Below are 15,861 nucleotides of genomic sequence, written 5' to 3' on the forward strand. Positions count from 1 at the left end.
TCAGGTGATTTTCAATCACATTATTGCGGTCGCGGCTGCTCTCCTTGACCGCTGAAGATCGTGGTCGGGGAACCAGGCTCCTGACCAAGCTGCTGGAGCACGGCATTGAGCTTCTCGACGATCTGGAGAGCCTGCGCCAGAGCCGCCCTGTTCTGGGGCGTATCCTGGCCGCGCTGGATCGCATTGAGGATGTTGGCGGCTTCTGCCTGGCTCGAGAGGAGCTGGGCATGGATCGCCGTGATCTGCTGCTGCGAGACGGTGCCGAGACGCTGGTTGGCGATGGCCGAAGAGCCACGAGCCAGCTTGATCGAGCCGTCAACGTTGAAGCCGATCTTGTTGAGATCCTTCTGGACACCTTCCATATCGATACGTCGAGCCGACGAACCACCATTCTCCGAGCCGCCGAAACGATCACCGCTGAACCAGCTGTCCGGGATCAGGCTGCCGAGGATCGGCACCTTGTCGATCGTCGCCTGGAGATCCCTCGACACCGGGTTCTGGGCGATCAGCGCACCAGCTGCCGCCGGCCGGAGCTTGTTACCCGACTGCTGCATGGTCTGGTTGAGAGCCTCGAGGACCGCCTGTTCGTTCATGCCCTCCAGAGCACCGCCCTGGCCGGTCAGGCGTTTCATCACCTGGTTCACCGACTCGGTCGAGTTCTGCGCCTGCTGGATCTGGGCGATGAGCGGGGCATCGGCATTGAAAGCCTGGTCGACCGTCTGCTGATCGAGCAGCTTCTGGGCCGCTGCAGCCGGGGTATCGGTCGATCCGGCATCTTGGTTCGCAGCAACCGGCCGAGCCGCCTGAGCCAGTTGGGCTGCAGCCGTGGCATCGGTAGCCGCACCGGCCGGGGAAACCAGAGAGCCGATCAGATTGCCGGCATCCGTCACGGCCTGCGCCGAGGGAGCTGCTTCCGGAGCAGCCGGCTGACTGACACCATTGGCCGCATCCAAGGCCAGTTGTTGCGCCGGCGTGAGCGGCTGACCACCAGTCGGCACGGGACGATCCGGAGCCTGGCTCTGGAATGCATCGAGCGGCGACGGCGCCTGATACTGATCGAGCGTGGTGCCAACCGGCAGCGTGATCTGCGGACGGGGAGCCGGAGCAGCCTGAGCCGCCGAGGCAGGAAGCGGAGCCACATCGGCCGTCGACTGGCCATTGGTGATGTTGCCGAGCTGGCCACGATCGCCATTCTGGTAGGCCGTGATCGCCGCGGCGAGCTTGTCATCCGACACATTGCGGAAGCCGTCCCACTGACCGCGCAGAGCCGCCATCTTGCCGGCCATCGAGCGAGGACCAGACAGCGCCTTGTCGGCGATGTGCTGGAACATGGCATCCTGGACTTCCGGCGTGAACACCGTGTTGTCCGGCAGGCCCATCTCCTTGGCCGTATCAGCAAGGGTGGAGCCAACGATCTGGTAGCGACCCATGGGCGTTGCCAGGTAGCCGAGCTGCGCCTTCTGGTGCCTGCCATAGGCGCCGTCGGACGAGGCGAACTGCTTCAGGGAGCCGATGGTCTGCTGTGAGACATCGACGCCGGCGAACGCACCGCCACCCTTTTGGGCATGGCCGTAGAGCGTCGAATAGTTGCCGCCGCCTTCCTTGGCATCGACCAGCTGGCTGAGCGGGTTCTGGATCCCTCCACCGGCAGGAGCACGCGGACCAGGCTGGGGAACAGCCTGCGGGACATCGCTCTGGACACCGAGGCTGCGAAGCAGCAGCGTGCCCTGGTCAGCCGTGGCGAAGACCTTCTGATCGGCGGACTGGTTGATGACCTCGATCGCCTGCGCTTTGATGCGCGGATCCTGGATCGTGTCGTCGTTCTGGATCGCCCGGATGGCCACGTCGGGCGTGGCATTGCCGTTGATCTGCTTGAAGGCGAGCTGACGAGCCTGGTCGGTGATGCCCTGGTTCTCCCAGAACTTCTGGTTCTCCAGCACATCCTTCTTGTAGCCGAAGCCGGCCGTGCCGGTCGAACGGGCTGCATCGAGCAGACCAGGCAGTGCGTCGGCCTTGTAGCCGGCATTGAGCAGCGTCTGGGAGTTGTCCGACAGCATGGTCCGTGCCTGCTCGACCTTGGCCGGATCACCCGAACCAGCGAGGGTCTGGACCGTGGCCAGCAACTTGGCCGCTTCCGGCTGGGCGGCAAGCCGAGCCTGGGCCAGTGCATCATCTCGCTGTGCCGTGGTGTTCTGGAACGAAGCACGATCGTTGACCAGCTGCTGGTTCTGGTTCGCCAGAAGCGAAGCATCCCGGGCCATGCCGTATTTCAGGGCATCGGCGGACACACCGGTCGTATCGATGGCGCCGGACTGGAGGGCCGCCTCTAGATCGCCGGGCTTGGTGAAACGCGAGAGAGCCGACAGGTAGGTGCTCGAAGCTGCATCCTGCTTGCTCTGCTTCAGGCCGGACAAGGCATCGCTCAGACCGCCAAAGCCCGACTGCAACAGCTGTGCAGCCAGGCGCTGGGATTCAGCGACACCGGAGAAATTCGGGGCGGAAACTTCCCGCCAGGTCAAGGGAGCCATGGACGAAACCTCTTAGGCGGGAAGCTTGTGGGACTGGTAGTAGGCGTCTGCCGTCGCCTGCGAGTCGCCCTGAGTGAAGGCTCGGGAATTCGAGCGATCCTCCAGCGTGGTGTTGTAGGACTGGATCTGGTTCGCCAGGTTCTTCTGGGCGAACTCCTTCTGGAAGTTGAACTGCGCCTTGGCCAGCTTGTTGGCTTCCCAGGCCTGCCACAGGGAACCAATGGTCTGCAGGCCACCGAGGGCGAGCTTGCCCCAGTCGAGGCCACTGACGCCGCCGAGACCGCTGAACATACCCTTGGAAGCACCGGGAGCTGCCGGGAATGCGCCCGCCGGACCGTTGCCATAGCCGAGGATGCTCGACAGATCCGAGGACTCACCGACACCGGAGATTCCACTGACCGGGGCCGAAGCGGCACTCTGGAAGTAGGAACCAACGGGATTGGAAGCACCGCCCGTCAGATAAGGGGTGGCGACAGCACCGGTGCCGCCCATACCGCTACCGTACTGGTAGATGCTATCGAGATATCCAGCCATTTTCTCACCTATTATTAAGTAAATGCATCCGGGAGTTTTAATGAATATGTCGGGAACTCGTACAGGAGATCCCTGGACATGTCCGCAATATCGCTTCCGGTCATCAAGGTCCGGGTGAGGAAGGTGTCGGAGCTCTCGGCGATCAAACTGTTCGCGGAACTCACGAACATGTTCGGGTCGATGATCGCCCCACCATACCCGAATTCTTTAAAATATGCTTGCTGAATTTTATCAGCGTCCTGTTTTGATTTTTTAGCATAATCCAGGGCCTCCTGCTGGAGGTCGAGGACGTTCTGGTTCCACATGTTGACGACGCCATGAGCGACCGAGTCGGTCAGCTTCATGAGGTTGTCGACGCGCAGGAAGTCGCCCCAGTTGATCGCCAGGGAACCAGACGAGAAGGAGCCGGCCACCTGCCCTGCCAGAATCATGACGACGGCGCCGAGGATGGCTCCGATGATGCCCAGGTTCTTGGTCACCATCTCGAGCAGCGTTGCTAGAACCAGAGCAGCAAGGGCATTGACCACAGCACCGGCGATCGCCGCGGTAAGGCCGGTCAGTCCGAGCGATGCGCCGACGGCGAAGTTGGTGCCCAGCAAGCCGAGACCGGCGCCACCGGTGAAGACAACCGAGACGACGGCGATGACTACGACCAGGAGGATCTTGAAGATGCCGGACTCGTACCACTTGGTCTTGTAGACCTCATAGCAGTTGAAAACCGCGAAACAGCATGCGGTGGCCATCTGGGAGGAAGACGCCAGAGGAGTCTGCCGCCAGGTCTCGTAATGGAGCGGGATGATGAAACCCGATTCATCTGGATCGGCCAGAGCTTTCTTGGTGTCGATCTCGACGAAGTGCGTCTGGTAGACGTAATTCTTGAAGACTGCCCCGACGACTTCCAAGTAGGTGTAGCTGCCGGCCGTCCGCTGCCAGTAGATCTTCATGTGATGGATCGACTCGGCCAAATATGAAGCGGTGCGCGGGCCATCACGACCATTGATGACGGCGGTTCGGTAGATGTCATCCGTGCCGGTGTGCTCGAGCCAGATCTCCCCTGATTTCGCATCTGGTTTTGCCAGCCCGACGCCGCTGAAATCCTTGACATATTTCCAGTTGATGCGAATGTCGTATTTGGAATTTATTGCGCCGGCGCCTGCAATGCGAATAACGGAATTCGGCATTGCCGGGGCAACAGGACGAGGCGGCTCCGGGCCAATGGGGTTTGACTGCCAGAACTGCCAATTGATCATCGCCGAGTCGTAAGCGTCGATCTGATCCAGGTAGTTGGCGTATACCGCTGCCGGGTCGCCGGTCTGGGACTGCTGCAAGATCTCGAAGAATGTATAGATGTAGCGCCGACACTCCCTTTCCAGGACGTTCAACGACACACCGAAGGTCACATAGGCGTTGTCGATGTCACCGAGATTCTCATTGTCGGCGAGTTGCTCGATCAGCTTGTCGAGCTTGCCGCCGGTGGCCTTCTTGAACGCTTTCTTGATCTGCGGGTAGACGTCCGGCAGATAGGTGTTCGAGATGAATGTCGTGTTCAGTCGGAAAGGGATGAACGGGAAAAACTGGCCATAGCTTGTGCCAGACGTCACCAGTTCATCGAGCTCCGCGCTGCCGCCACCTATCTCGTAGATGTAGAGCTGAGTAGTGGAGAAACTCCGATAGATCGTCTGTTGGCTATCGATCCGATAGGATCGGGTGGTTCCCGTGCCGTCGTCGAACTGATGCATGGTTTCGGTCAGGGTGCCGACGCCGTCAGCCGAGTCGAGCGCGCTGACTTTTTCATAGATCGCCTCGATCGCCGTGCCTGGATCGGCATCGGCGTTCAGCAGCGTCCAGTCCGTTGTGTCGGGAAAGCTCTCGCCCACAGCCAGCGTGACCACATCACCGGTGATAGTCGGGCCGACATCGTCCTCAAGCACCTCGGTGAAATAGGCGTAGAGATACTGCCCGTTTGGCTCATAGTCAGGAACTGACACGATCACCGAAGAATCGTCCGGAAAGACAATCGTCATCTCCGCCGTATCGGGGTCATAGTCCACGGTCCAGGCCGTGTCGTAGTCATCCGGCTGGTTCACCAGGAGCCAGCGTTCAGCCCAGTATTTGATATTGGCGTCGTCGACAAAGGCGCTCTCCGCCCACACGGCGAGACCCGGCGTGGTCGGGATGTAAGGAATGACGAGGACAGGATCAATGGTGCCGCGGATCTCCAGCGCACCAGTAGGCATGCCAACCTGGTCATAATTCTCGGGCGTGTTCGCCCAACGATAGAAGTTGCGCAGCTGAATCGCCGGCCCATGCATCAGGCCGGCATTGATCGTGTCGCCCATCGTCTCCTTGGTTCCGGAGAGGACGTTGCGAACCACCAGGCTCTGCATGTAGTCCGGCCGGTCAACCTCGTCACCGGCCAGATTGTAAACCACGGAATCGACCGCGACGATCGTACCCATCGTTAGGCTTCCTCAGATCAGGGGTTGAGGCTGAGGTTGGTCCTCAACTTGCTGAACACCGCATCGAGCGAGGCATTGGTGAACATGGTCGGAGCCAGCAAGCCCTCGTCGATCGTCTTCTGGGTGATCCAGGAGTCGGACAGGAACTTGGCGAACTTGGTCTCGGCATCCCGTTGATAGGACGTGATCTGCTGGGTGTAGAGATCCTTCTGCTTGCCCACGGCGCCGGCGACGGGAAGCGTGTCGGTGCGGGTGTCGAGCGTCTGGGCACGCTGCACCTCGACCTGCTCGCCAAGCAAGCTGGCCTGCTTCGGCAGGATGTTCGCATTGGTGAAGTCCAGGCCCTCGCCCTGCTTGAGCAGGTTGCCATAGGTCGCATCCTCGGTGGAGATCTTGATCTTGGTCAGACCGTAATTGGCTTCGGCCGTCGCTGCCTCGAACTGGGTCCGGACCAGCTCAACACGAGCCGTCTCGAGCTCCACACGGGCCTTGACGATTTCGACCTCGGCCTGGCGTGCCTGGGCCTGAACCAGGAGAGCCTGCCAGTAAGCCTGGTCCTTGGTCAGCAGGAACTGGGTGGCATTCTGCAGGGCGGCTCCGACGATGCCGATATAGGCCTTCGTGTATTCGGCGCCGGAGATGCGACTGGCCTGGTATTCCACCTTGAGATGGTTGACCAGGCTGACCATCAGCTTGTCGAAAACGCCTGAACCACCGACTTGGCCGGTGGTCAGGTCATCGACGGTGATCTGCGGGATCGCGCCATAGAGCGGCCCGGTCCCGTCCGGCAGATCGAACAGCGGATCTTCCAGATTGATCACAGGAAAGGAGAAATCCTTGCCAGTCGTCAGCGTCGTCAGCAGGCTATTGGCGAGGACGTCAGCACCAGATGACATGGAGATCTCCTATTCCTGATTATCAGATAATATTATCTGATTATTCGACGCCGCCGGCCGCAGCCTGCGAAGCTGCGAGACGGGCCAACTCGACCTCGGTGAGCGGAGGCAGGACCTCGAGAGCGAACTCACGAACCCAGTTGGACTCGACGATCTCGCGGCCGCGGTTGTCCTTGCGCACCTTGATGTTCAGGAACTTGCGGTCTTCGAGCTGCAGGAAGATGCAGTACGGGATGTGGTAGCCGTTGTCGGTCACCTCGCCGTAGGGGATGTATTTCCGGACGGCGCCGAGGACCTCGTTGGCAAAGGTGAAGATCTCGCCCGGGAGATCCTTCTTCTTGGGATCCAGGTTGGTGATGCGGACACGGATCAAACGCATGTATTCGTCACGCATCTGCTGGCGGTGGGACTTGATCTTCGGACCGGTAGCCGCGGAGACAGCCGGTTCGGCCGGTGCCTCTTCCTGGCTCTCGGCTTCGCCGTCGAGCTTGGCCTGGATCTTGGCCTTCAGAGCGTCGAGGCCGATGTTGTTCGAGAATTGGATGCCCATCACCCGGGCACGCTGCTTGAGCATGTCGAGCTGGCTCACCTGGGGAGCAGCCGGCTCGTCGTCTTCGACTTCGGGAGCAGCCACGGGAGCAGGCGTTGCCGGAGCAACCGGGGCAGGAGCAGCGGCATTGGCAGTCGTGGTGCCCTTGATGCCGGCGAAAAGATTGTCGGAGGATTTGACTTCGGTCATTGGATTTTCCTTGAAAATACTTGATTGATTTACTTAGAAAATAGGGGAGGGAAGCAGACTTCCCTCCCCCGTTGGTTCACTCAGGCGGTGCCGCCGATTAGATCGGAGCCACGCACTTGATGAGGCCGATGCGCTCCGAACGCTTGACCAGGATACCGTAGTACCACTTGATCGAGCTGAAGCCGGTCTCGCCATACGGGTCGTTGCGGTCGGCAGTTTCCTTGCCGGGCATCTTGGTCAGGACCGAGAACTTCACGGTCTTGCCGTCCGTCTGGAAGCCGATCGTCGAGAACGAGTCGTCGCCGACGACGAGCATCGGGTAGACGTCGTAGTGATCGGTGCCGCCGACATTCGACTCACGGTAGCCGAGGTTGGCCGTGACAGCGGCGCCGGCGCCTGCCCAGCGCAGCATCTCCGGAACCTGGACGATGCGGAAAGCATCGACGGTGCCGATTTCGCCGTTCAGGATCGTGCCGGCATCGCCGTAGTGCTGGACCGCGATGAAGGCCTTCTCGTTGAACTGGTCCTTCATGCCCTTGACGACGGGAACCAGTTCCGAGCCGATGAACATGACGCGAGCCGACGGCAGGGTCTTGGTGTCGACCAGGCGGGAGCCGGTGATCACCTTGGTCTGCTTCGGCGTGCGGTTGTCCGTCAGGATCTGGTCCAGACGCATCAGGTTGGCATAGCTCACGACCGAAGGCGTTGCACCCTCGCCCGTAACCGTGGCCGGGGAGACCGCGTCACCGGCATAGAGGATGACACCGGCAGCAGCCAGCAGATCCTTCTGGAGCACGGCTTCGGTCAGCTGCACGGCACCGTTCATGAGCTCGCGGCTCAGGTGGTCCATCACGCCGTCGTCCGAGTCGAAGTCGATCGACTCCGCGGTGAACTCGGTGAAGAAGCCGAACTTGGAGATCGAGCCTTCACGGCTCAGACGGGTGAAGCCGACGCGGTTGACGCGGCCGCCGTTCTCGGTGAGGACGGGCAGCTTCGACGTGATGGTGCCGATGTCCTTGGACGAGCCATAGAGGTTGCCGTTGGCGATCGTGGCGCCCGAGGCATCGATGCCCTGGTCGTTGATGTTGCGATCGTCGAGCAGCGGGACGTACTCATAGACCTTGATGGTCTTGCCGTAGTGCTTCGGCATGTTGACGGTCGAAGCGAGCGGCATGAAATACTGCTCTTTGCGTGCTTCGATCAGGGCCTTCTTCAGCCAGAAGAAGGTCTGCATCTGGTTGGAACCAGCGCCGTCGATGCCGGAGGCGGTGCCGCCGGCGACCTGGGTGGGGGCGTTGTAATTCAGCATTTCAGAAAATCCACTTTGAAAATCCCGGCCGCCCGAAAAACCTCAATCAGAGGCGACCGTTGAACTGTTTCAGGAAATCGTCATCCGCCATTTCGAGCGGGTTGACGGCGGTGGCTGCCTTGCGCGGAGTCGTCTTGGTTGCGGACGCCGCGGCGGCCTTGTCACCGTTCTGCACCTGGGGCTTCGGGGCTGCGGTCCGGGTGGCGATCACTTGGGGCTGCTGTGTAACCACAGGCTGGGTCTGGATCGGCGCCTTGAAGCCATTGTTGGCTTGCAAGTGGTCCCCGGCGAGCTTGTAAGCTTTGAGGAACGGTGTCGAATTCGGAATGTGACCAAGTAGCTTCTGGCGGTCGATCTCGGCGACGATCTGGTCATAGATGCCAGTGTCACGCTGAGATTGGATAACCCCGAGCAGCTGCGGCTCTTGCCAGAGAGCGGATTTGCTCTCCTGGTCCCACGTCTGGTTGATCGCCTGCAGCGTTGCCTGGCCGCCTTCGTGAGCTTGGATCTCAGTCAAGGCTTCCTGAAACGCCACTTCCTGATCACTGACAGAGTGGTTTTTCGGAACGTAAGATACATTATCGGCGATATTCAAATCAAGGGGGTCAATACCCGCATCCTTGATTAATTTCTTAATCGCATCCGGATTTTTGTTATTAATGTCGATCAGGTACGACAGCTTGCCCTCATCGAGCAGGTCGGCCTTCTCGAGCATCCGGAGCGTCTTCAGGGCCGGTTGCAGGTCCTGGATCTTGCGGCCATAGCCGGCGCCCATCTGCATCAGGCGAATGGCTTCCTCGGGCGTCTTCAGCTCGATCGTGCGGCCGTTCGCCTTGAACGGGGTCATGATTTGCTTGAAGAACGCCTCGTAGTCGACGGGCTTGGCCGGCTCTTCCTTCTTCTCCGGATCCTTGGCTTTGTCGGCGGCTTTGTCGGCGTCGGTCTTTACCGCGTCAGCTTTCGGATCTTTCCCTGCGGCCTTGGACGGATCGTCTCCGGCACCAGTATCTGCAGCGGAACCAGAAGCAGAATCCCCAGGCTTGGGTGCAGATTCGTCGTCATCCTTCGCCTTGGTCTTGTCGTCGCCCGGCTGCTCTTCGGTCTCGCCATCTGCAGCATTGCCGTCGACCTCTTCATTTTCCTGGGTTTCCGCGGCAGCGGCCGCTTCGGTATCGACAGCCTCGGAAACGTCGGAACCAGGGGTTGCCCCCTGGTCCACGACTTCCTCGGCCTTGGGTTCAGCTGCCGGCGCAACGGGCATCGGAGCGTTCAGGAAGTCCTCGTCGGACATCCCGAGATAATCCTTGACGGCCTCGGTGGTCATCTGGATCAGCCCTCGTGATCTTCAGCGCGCAGCTCGGCGAGGGCTTCGTTCATCTCGACGACGTCCTGCTCGGCCCGGTTGCCCATCAGGATGATGGCATTGACCCAGCGCTTGAAATGGCCAGCTGCCTGGGCAGCGGCGAGAGCGTCGGCACGATCGTCCTTGCTCAGGCTCGGATCGGTCGACAGGTGGCAGTAGCGGGCGCACTCTTCCTTGAGGAAACCCTCGGTGATCAGCGCCCGGAAGTCGGCGTTGTCAGTGAGGCGGACCATACGGTCCCGCTGTTCTTGGACGGCCTTGGCGACAGCAATCTGCTGCTCGAGGGCTTGGATATCCGACATAATCGATTCCTATTTTGTGGGAGTTGGATTTAACGATTATCTTTTTATCGGAAAAAATAATGCGGGGTCAAGGCCCCGCATTTTAAAAATATCAATTTCAGTCGGTTATCTGGCGATTATCTTAGATAATCGGTGCCCCTGCCAGGTTCGAACCAGAGCCAAGGGGATCACTCTTGCTCTTGCTGACGGCGTTCCAGCCGACAGCTGCTTCGATGTCGGGATCGGACTCACCGCCATTGGCCTGCTTCTTCGGCTTGACCAGCGCCTTGGTGATCTCCAGATCCTGGTTGCCCTCGGCCTGTCCACGCTGCTTTTCCATCTCCCGGGCGTGCGTGGTGCCGGTCTCCTGCTCGACGGTGTTGAGAGCGCCCTGCTCTGCCTTGACCATCTCGGACCGGGCCTTGGCCTGGTTGAGCTCGATGTCGGACTGCAGCTTCTCGATCTCCTTCTGCTCCTTGGCGATCTGCAGCTGCATGAGCTGCTGCTGCATTGGATCAGGCTTCGGCTCGAACTTCTCGATCTGGTGCTGCAGCTCAGGCATGCGCTTCAGCCGGGCGATCTCGACCAGGATCATCTTGGTGACGTTGAAGTCCATATTGTTGCCCATGGTCTGGAGCATGAACGCCAGGTCCTGGGCCTTGTTGTTGTCGATCTCGGCGGTGGAGATGTCGACCTTGAGGTCGAAGTCGCCGGCCAGGTCCTCACGCTTAATGGTGAGGAAATCCTTCTCGTCGTCGAGCGGCGGACCGCCATTGTGGCCGATGCCAACCGGAGGACGGTTGGTCACCCGGATCACTTCCTTGTCCGACAGGAAGATGGCGTTCATCGCGATGATCTTGCGGCCGATCTGGGTCAGGCCGGAAGCCAGGCGCCGGAGGATCGCCATCTCGCGCTTGGCCGCGGCATCGAGAATTCCCCGGATGCCGGCGGCGACGTCGCCATAGGCATTGCCGGAAAGACCGCCCGAGAACGCCTTGACGCCGGTCAGCGCTTCGGCTTCCTGGTTCTGCATCTGCAGCATGGCCAGGGCCGACTGCGGGATCTCGGGATACTTGTGCTCGATGATGCCCTGGGTCGGATTGATGGTCGGGTTGAACTCGTAATCCTGGCCATTCTCGTAGCGCCGGCGGTTCAGCACATCGAGCATACCCTTGGCGAAACCCTGCTGGCCGTTGGCCGAGCGAGCCATGAGGTCGATCATGCCACGGGAGACGGCGCCCAGGATCTTCTGGTTGTCCTCCAGCAGCTCGGCATCCGACTCGCCCATCACCTGGCGCTTGATCGGCATGTAAGGCGCCACGACGAAGGGATGCTTCCCATCCGGGAAGGGATTCTCTTCCATGCGGATCAGCGTGTTGCCGATCCAGGTGGCGACGATCTGCACCATCTCGCCGGTGCCGTGGACATCGTAGGGACCCCAATATTCGTAGGCCACGATGCGCTTGCGCATTGCGTCGGTGAAGTTGAAGTTGGTGTCGCTCGACAGCGGAGTGTGGTTGGGCTCTGAGGCCACCGAAGCAGCGGCCGATTCCCAGTTGACGAACTCCAGATTCTTGTAGCGGCCCGGCTCTTTCTTCAGCTCGGCCTTCGAGGTTTCGAACGAGATGACGACGAAGCCGGCTTTCTCCAGATCATCGCCGCAGGACGGATCGTAGTAGAAGTTCTCCGGGTTGATGATGCCCAGCGTCGGCCGGTTCTCGATGACCTTCTGGACCTTGACCTTCTGAGTCCCGGTCTTGACGGCGACAGTGACCTGGCCAGTCTCCTCGTAATAGTCGAGGGCGGCCTTGAGCTCTTCAGGCGCCTGCTGGTTGAAGGTGTTCGGATCTTCCTGCTTGAACGCCAGGCCCTGCTGGAAGAGGTCGATATCCTGCTGGTTCTGGGGAGCCAGGTGATCGTAGACCGGGGCATCCTCCTCGACCTCGATCGTCTTGCGGCACCAGCCGACACGCACGATCGCCGTACCCTCGTCGACATTGGCCCGGACGTAGTTGTCGATGAAGCTGACCCGGTTGAGCTTGGTGCGGAACTGCCAGTTGAGCAGCAGCTCGTTCTGGCGGGCAGCCGGACCGTCTTCGAAGGTCACCGGGCTGACGTCGAACAGCTTCTCCGACGAGTTGAACGGCTCGGTCAGCGCCGAGTAGCGCCACTCTGCCTGCCGGCGGATCAGCTTCGGCTGGACCTGGGAACGGCCCTTGATCTTAGGCGGCTTGGACGAACCAGAGACCTCATTGAGCTCCCGCCACTTCTTGACCTTCAGGACGAACGTGTCGTGTGCCGGCCGGGATGCCTCGAGGTCGCCCTGCAGGATTCTGACGTTGGGCTCATTCGGCCAAGTGGTCAGCTTGGGAGCCTCGGACCCATTGAACTGCATGGTGTTGGGATCTTCGGCCTCGGCCATTTTCATCGGTCCATCAAAATGATTTAGTTAAAAATCGGTTGGGAGTTTGCCCTAATATCAATGGGGCATTTTCAATGAAAAGTCACGTCGATTTTCAGAACCACTCGGTAAACCGGGCTTTGAGGCCGTTGGTCGGGTGGTAGATGAAACACTCGACGCCCTGGCGGTTCACGTAGGCGTTGCGATCGTGCCACCCGTCCGGCGCCGAAGGAGAGCGCACATACTCGATGTTGAGGTAGTGGCCCTCGGTCATCGGCGTGCCGCTGATATGCGCGGTCATGCCGTTGTGGTCCTTCTCGCGCAGGAACTCGATCTCGCCACGGGTCTTGCGGATCTTGTGGTGGACGTGATGCAGGAGCCAGTAGAGGTTGAGGCACTCGGAGATGTGCTCGCGGGCTTCCTTGACCATGACGCCGTAGAGCTTCTCCTCCTTGGCTCCATCGCCATGGGTGAGGCCGAACAGGTTGCGCTCGAAGCGGTAGTATTTCCGGTGCGCCTCCGAGATGTTGTATTCGGTGGCGTGGACCCTGGGGTTCCTGGTGAGACGGCCGGCGACAGCCTGGGTCAGAGCCCAGCCCATCAGCCAGTCATGGTTCGACATGCAATGCACCAGGTCGACGTCGGCCAGTTTGGCGCATTCCCCGATCGCGGTGTCCAGAGCGGCGCCGGCGTCCTTGAAGCCCTGGAAGATGGTGCCGTCGGAATCCTGGTAGGTGCCGCTCGTGGTGCTGGTCCGCGGACCGTCGACGTGCAGGATGTCGTTGCCCATGACGAACAGGACACGGCAGATGCCGAACGGCTTGGCCAGCTTCAGCAGCGCCTTGGTGCCTTCGATGACACGATGCATGGCGACTTCGCGGTTGTAGACATGACCGGTCTCACTCTTGACGCACAGCTTCAGGAAATGGACATCGGCCAGGTCGACGACGAGCAGGTGTTCGCCGGCGGGATCAACGCGCTTCGGCAGGGAACCAGGAAGACGAACAGGAGCCTCGGCGACAGCTTCCCGGACCATGTCGAAGACCGAGACGTCCTGGCCGGTGTTCGGGTTCTTGACGAACAGCGAGTAGCCGTTGCCGTTCTCGTCCTTGGTGATCTTCCAGAAGTGGGAGAGGTTCCGTGGATCCTCGATCCCTCCGGCCTGTGCCGCTTCCAGGATCTCGGGATGGTGAAAGTGCTCGAGGCCCTGGTTGAGGATGCGGCCGACCGCGTCTTTGCCGACCCCGACTATACGACCGATCTCGGTCAAATGGGGAGATCCATCATGCTTGAGGACGGTCTGACCCAGCTCCCGGATCCGGGCCTGGATTTCGGGAGGAGTGATGTTGTGCGGCGCCATGTCAGTGGCCCTGATCGCTGCCCAGATGAGCCCGAGCAAACCCACCGTTACGATGCCGACGGCAGTCATCAGGCTCTGGCGCTGGATGGTCTCGGCACTGGTTCGGGTCTTGCGGACGAACCGCATATCGGCCTGGGCTTCGAGCGGGTCCTCGATATCGAGACCCAAAGTCAGAAACGTCTTCTTGACGGCTTCCTGAGCGGCACGCTCAGCGATCTCTTGAATCTCAGAGTCAGTCATATTCCAATTTCCTAAAGTATTATTTCTATTATCTTTGGTGATTATTAACATAATGGCTGCGGAAATTGGAAAGCGCCATTATACGATTATTAATGAGTATTTATTTCAATTGCAAGGTCGGCGGTGCGGCATTCTGATTCACCGCCAGGAGTTCCGCGTATTTCTCGTAATACTCGGCGCAGACGATAAGCTTGGCGTTGGTCTTCGACTGCTGCCGGCGCTCCCGGCGGAGCAGGATCCGGGTGTCGTCGACCGTGTTCAGCTTGGCGTGCTCGACCAATTCCTTGCACCATGTCGGCCAGGGAGCCAGGTGAACCCCAGCCTGGGTCTTGCCGATCGTGGCGCCTGCCTTCTCGAGGCGGGCCTTAGTCGTTCCGCATGCCGTCAATGTCAGCGTCATTGAGAGTGCAACCGCGACCAGCATCCTTGAGAGCTTGGGCATAGGCGATGTCTTTCTTTTCGTTGATGTCGTCGTCTTTGAGCTGCTTGGATTGCAGCTCGGCAATTCGAGCCAGGAGCCAGAAGTTGGCATCATCCCCGGCCTGGCGCTGGCGTTTGAGCTCGGCAATCGTGGCATTGGCCGCGGCGAGCTCGGTGACGTGCGTGTAGCTGTCCACTGCCTTGTCGACGGCGTGACGGATCGACGAAACCTTGTCGACTTTCCACCACAGGAACAAAGCCAGAACCAGGAACAGGGGAACCGGGATCGAGATCTTAAGGACCGGCCAGATCCAGCGGGTCCAGATGAGGAGAGCGAGTTCCATCAGAGACCGCTCACACAAAGCTCGGCTTCACCGATGCGCTGGGCGTCACCCATCTCACGGCGCTTGACCAGGCCAGGGACAACATGACGATCATCGCCAATGCCGGCCTTGTTCCAGGCGGTCTGGGCTTCACAGGCTTGACGCCATTTGCCGGCCGGGATGTAGATCACCATGGCGGTCGAGCCAAGCTGACCTCGGCGAGGGTTCACAGATCCGACGCCAAAGTTGTAGGCGCCGGAGATCATCGACGCCTGGACGCTGACCGGGGCGTGGATGAAGCCTTTGCCCTTGTCGACCAGGGGCAGGTAATAGTCGTGAATGACACGCTTGATCAGCATCGCCTTGCACTGCTCCTTGGTGAAGCTCATGCCGGCGGTGACGGGCTTGCCGTTGATCCGCGTCTCGCCATAGCAGATGTCCCAGATCTTGGCGTAGCGATCCCAGTGCGACTTCAGCACCAGGCCCTCCCACGGAACGATCAGCTTCTCGACGGCGAGCTCGACAGCAGGGGGAGTGATCCCCTTGTCGACCTGCTCATGAATGATCTTCGGGGTGACCTGGGAAGAAAGCGTCAGCAAGCCACTGGCGGACAGTGCGAGCATGACCGCGGCGATGGCGGCCTTTGCGCGGCCGCTTGCCCTTATCTTGTTGATTGGCATTGGTAATCTCCAAATTCATTTGCGGTTGGGGAACGACCCGAGCCCAAACAGCGCCGACTAAAATGATGATGGTGGCCCACCTGAAAATGGCGGGCGGGATCCCGTAGGAATCCGGGTCGAAATAAGGGAGCAGCTGCTCCAGGACTTGAAACAGAAAACCCAGGTAGATCAGCCTGGCACTCCAGGCCCGAAACAGGATCGTGTGCCACCGGTCGACGAGCTTCATGACTGGTTCCTCTTGAACCAGCGGGAGAGCTCGATCGCACAGTGGTTCGGCTCGATCAGGCGGGACATGAGCCGGCAGAAGCGACATTGCGTGCCATGTTGC

The 15,861-nt window shown here is 60.2% G+C and carries 15 protein-coding genes; 1 reads left to right on the forward strand and 14 read right to left on the reverse strand.

The features are described from left to right. Positions 1 to 20: 20 nt before the first annotated feature. The 10 genes from EJ073_RS09585 to EJ073_RS31465 all read right to left on the reverse strand — a co-directional run bounded on the left by EJ073_RS09585 (position 21) and on the right by EJ073_RS31465 (position 13,780). Complete coding sequence (locus EJ073_RS09585) at positions 21 to 2,528, reverse strand: hypothetical protein (RefSeq protein ID WP_126055508.1); 2,508 nt, start codon at positions 2,526 to 2,528, stop codon at positions 21 to 23. A 12-nt stretch (positions 2,529 to 2,540) separates the two neighbouring features. Then, entirely contained in the window at positions 2,541 to 3,062 is a 522-nt protein-coding gene (locus tag EJ073_RS09590; protein ID WP_126055509.1) for a hypothetical protein, read from the reverse strand. 14 nt (positions 3,063 to 3,076) lie between these two features. After that, positions 3,077 to 5,521, reverse strand: a complete 2,445-nt coding sequence (locus EJ073_RS09595) for a hypothetical protein (RefSeq protein ID WP_126055510.1) — start codon at positions 5,519 to 5,521, stop codon at positions 3,077 to 3,079. Between the two features lie 17 nt (positions 5,522 to 5,538). Continuing rightward, a complete protein-coding gene (locus EJ073_RS09600; RefSeq protein WP_126055511.1) occupies positions 5,539 to 6,417 on the reverse strand; it encodes a hypothetical protein in 879 nt (292 codons plus the stop codon). Between the two features lie 40 nt (positions 6,418 to 6,457). Further along, the gene (locus tag EJ073_RS09605; RefSeq protein ID WP_210211279.1) at positions 6,458 to 7,156 is read right to left on the reverse strand and encodes a hypothetical protein; all 699 of its coding nucleotides are present in this window, start codon (positions 7,154 to 7,156) and stop codon (positions 6,458 to 6,460) included. 97 nt (positions 7,157 to 7,253) lie between these two features. Further along, the gene (locus EJ073_RS09610; RefSeq protein ID WP_126055512.1) at positions 7,254 to 8,465 is read right to left on the reverse strand and encodes a N4-gp56 family major capsid protein; all 1,212 of its coding nucleotides are present in this window, start codon (positions 8,463 to 8,465) and stop codon (positions 7,254 to 7,256) included. 46 nt (positions 8,466 to 8,511) lie between these two features. Then, a complete protein-coding gene (locus tag EJ073_RS09615) occupies positions 8,512 to 9,789 on the reverse strand; it encodes a hypothetical protein (protein ID WP_126055513.1) in 1,278 nt (425 codons plus the stop codon). Between the two features lie 5 nt (positions 9,790 to 9,794). Continuing rightward, the gene (locus EJ073_RS09620; RefSeq protein WP_126055514.1) at positions 9,795 to 10,130 is read right to left on the reverse strand and encodes a hypothetical protein; all 336 of its coding nucleotides are present in this window, start codon (positions 10,128 to 10,130) and stop codon (positions 9,795 to 9,797) included. Positions 10,131 to 10,251: 121 nt separating this feature from the next. Further along, positions 10,252 to 12,531: a hypothetical protein gene (locus tag EJ073_RS09625; protein ID WP_210211280.1), complete on the reverse strand. Its 2,280-nt coding sequence runs from the start codon at positions 12,529 to 12,531 to the stop codon at positions 10,252 to 10,254. A 94-nt stretch (positions 12,532 to 12,625) separates the two neighbouring features. Next, positions 12,626 to 13,780, reverse strand: coding sequence for a hypothetical protein (locus tag EJ073_RS31465; RefSeq protein WP_190233842.1), 1,155 nt, complete (start codon positions 13,778 to 13,780; stop codon positions 12,626 to 12,628). Positions 13,781 to 13,795: 15 nt separating this feature from the next. Between EJ073_RS31465 and EJ073_RS31470 the strand changes: the two genes are divergently transcribed. Beyond that, positions 13,796 to 14,125, forward strand: a complete 330-nt coding sequence (locus EJ073_RS31470; RefSeq protein ID WP_190233843.1) for a hypothetical protein — start codon at positions 13,796 to 13,798, stop codon at positions 14,123 to 14,125. A gap of 85 nt (positions 14,126 to 14,210) precedes the next feature. On the opposite strand, the gene EJ073_RS09635 is transcribed toward EJ073_RS31470, so the two are convergent. The 4 genes from EJ073_RS09635 to EJ073_RS32060 are packed head-to-tail and all read right to left on the reverse strand — an operon-like array spanning position 14,211 to position 15,759. After that, positions 14,211 to 14,510, reverse strand: a complete 300-nt coding sequence (locus tag EJ073_RS09635) for a hypothetical protein (RefSeq protein ID WP_126055515.1) — start codon at positions 14,508 to 14,510, stop codon at positions 14,211 to 14,213. After that, positions 14,476 to 14,874, reverse strand: coding sequence for a hypothetical protein (locus EJ073_RS09640; RefSeq protein WP_126055516.1), 399 nt, complete (start codon positions 14,872 to 14,874; stop codon positions 14,476 to 14,478). Before EJ073_RS09640 ends, EJ073_RS09635 begins: the two co-directional genes overlap by 35 nt. Then, positions 14,874 to 15,476: a lysozyme gene (locus EJ073_RS09645; protein WP_245455706.1), complete on the reverse strand. Its 603-nt coding sequence runs from the start codon at positions 15,474 to 15,476 to the stop codon at positions 14,874 to 14,876. The genes EJ073_RS09640 and EJ073_RS09645 overlap by 1 nt, the downstream gene beginning before the upstream one ends. After that, positions 15,409 to 15,759, reverse strand: coding sequence for a hypothetical protein (locus EJ073_RS32060; protein ID WP_245455523.1), 351 nt, complete (start codon positions 15,757 to 15,759; stop codon positions 15,409 to 15,411). Before EJ073_RS32060 ends, EJ073_RS09645 begins: the two co-directional genes overlap by 68 nt. Positions 15,760 to 15,861 lie beyond the last annotated feature (102 nt).

This window comes from Mesorhizobium sp. M4B.F.Ca.ET.058.02.1.1 (assembly GCF_003952505.1).
In the GTDB taxonomy this organism is placed as follows: Bacteria; Pseudomonadota; Alphaproteobacteria; order Rhizobiales; family Rhizobiaceae; genus Mesorhizobium.

Excerpts from the sequence above, each read along its gene's own strand:
- EJ073_RS09605 (WP_210211279.1), bottom strand. The coding sequence starts at position 7,156 with ATGACCGAAGTCAAATCCTCCGACAATCTTTTCGCCGGCATCAAGGGC.
- EJ073_RS09640 (WP_126055516.1), bottom strand. The coding sequence starts at position 14,874 with ATGGAACTCGCTCTCCTCATCTGGACCCGCTGGATCTGGCCGGTCCTT.
- EJ073_RS09600 (WP_126055511.1), bottom strand. The coding sequence starts at position 6,417 with ATGTCATCTGGTGCTGACGTCCTCGCCAATAGCCTGCTGACGACGCTG.
- EJ073_RS32060 (WP_245455523.1), bottom strand. The coding sequence starts at position 15,759 with ATGAAGCTCGTCGACCGGTGGCACACGATCCTGTTTCGGGCCTGGAGT.
- EJ073_RS09590 (WP_126055509.1), bottom strand. The coding sequence starts at position 3,062 with ATGGCTGGATATCTCGATAGCATCTACCAGTACGGTAGCGGTATGGGC.
- EJ073_RS09645 (WP_245455706.1), bottom strand. The coding sequence starts at position 15,476 with ATGCTCGCACTGTCCGCCAGTGGCTTGCTGACGCTTTCTTCCCAGGTC.
- EJ073_RS09595 (WP_126055510.1), bottom strand. The coding sequence starts at position 5,521 with ATGGGTACGATCGTCGCGGTCGATTCCGTGGTTTACAATCTGGCCGGT.
- EJ073_RS09610 (WP_126055512.1), bottom strand. The coding sequence starts at position 8,465 with ATGCTGAATTACAACGCCCCCACCCAGGTCGCCGGCGGCACCGCCTCC.
- EJ073_RS09635 (WP_126055515.1), bottom strand. The coding sequence starts at position 14,510 with ATGACGCTGACATTGACGGCATGCGGAACGACTAAGGCCCGCCTCGAG.
- EJ073_RS09615 (WP_126055513.1), bottom strand. The coding sequence starts at position 9,789 with ATGACCACCGAGGCCGTCAAGGATTATCTCGGGATGTCCGACGAGGAC.
- EJ073_RS09620 (WP_126055514.1), bottom strand. The coding sequence starts at position 10,130 with ATGTCGGATATCCAAGCCCTCGAGCAGCAGATTGCTGTCGCCAAGGCC.
- EJ073_RS31470 (WP_190233843.1), top strand. The coding sequence starts at position 13,796 with ATGCTTGAGGACGGTCTGACCCAGCTCCCGGATCCGGGCCTGGATTTC.
- EJ073_RS09625 (WP_210211280.1), bottom strand. The coding sequence starts at position 12,531 with ATGGCCGAGGCCGAAGATCCCAACACCATGCAGTTCAATGGGTCCGAG.
- EJ073_RS09585 (WP_126055508.1), bottom strand. The coding sequence starts at position 2,528 with ATGGCTCCCTTGACCTGGCGGGAAGTTTCCGCCCCGAATTTCTCCGGT.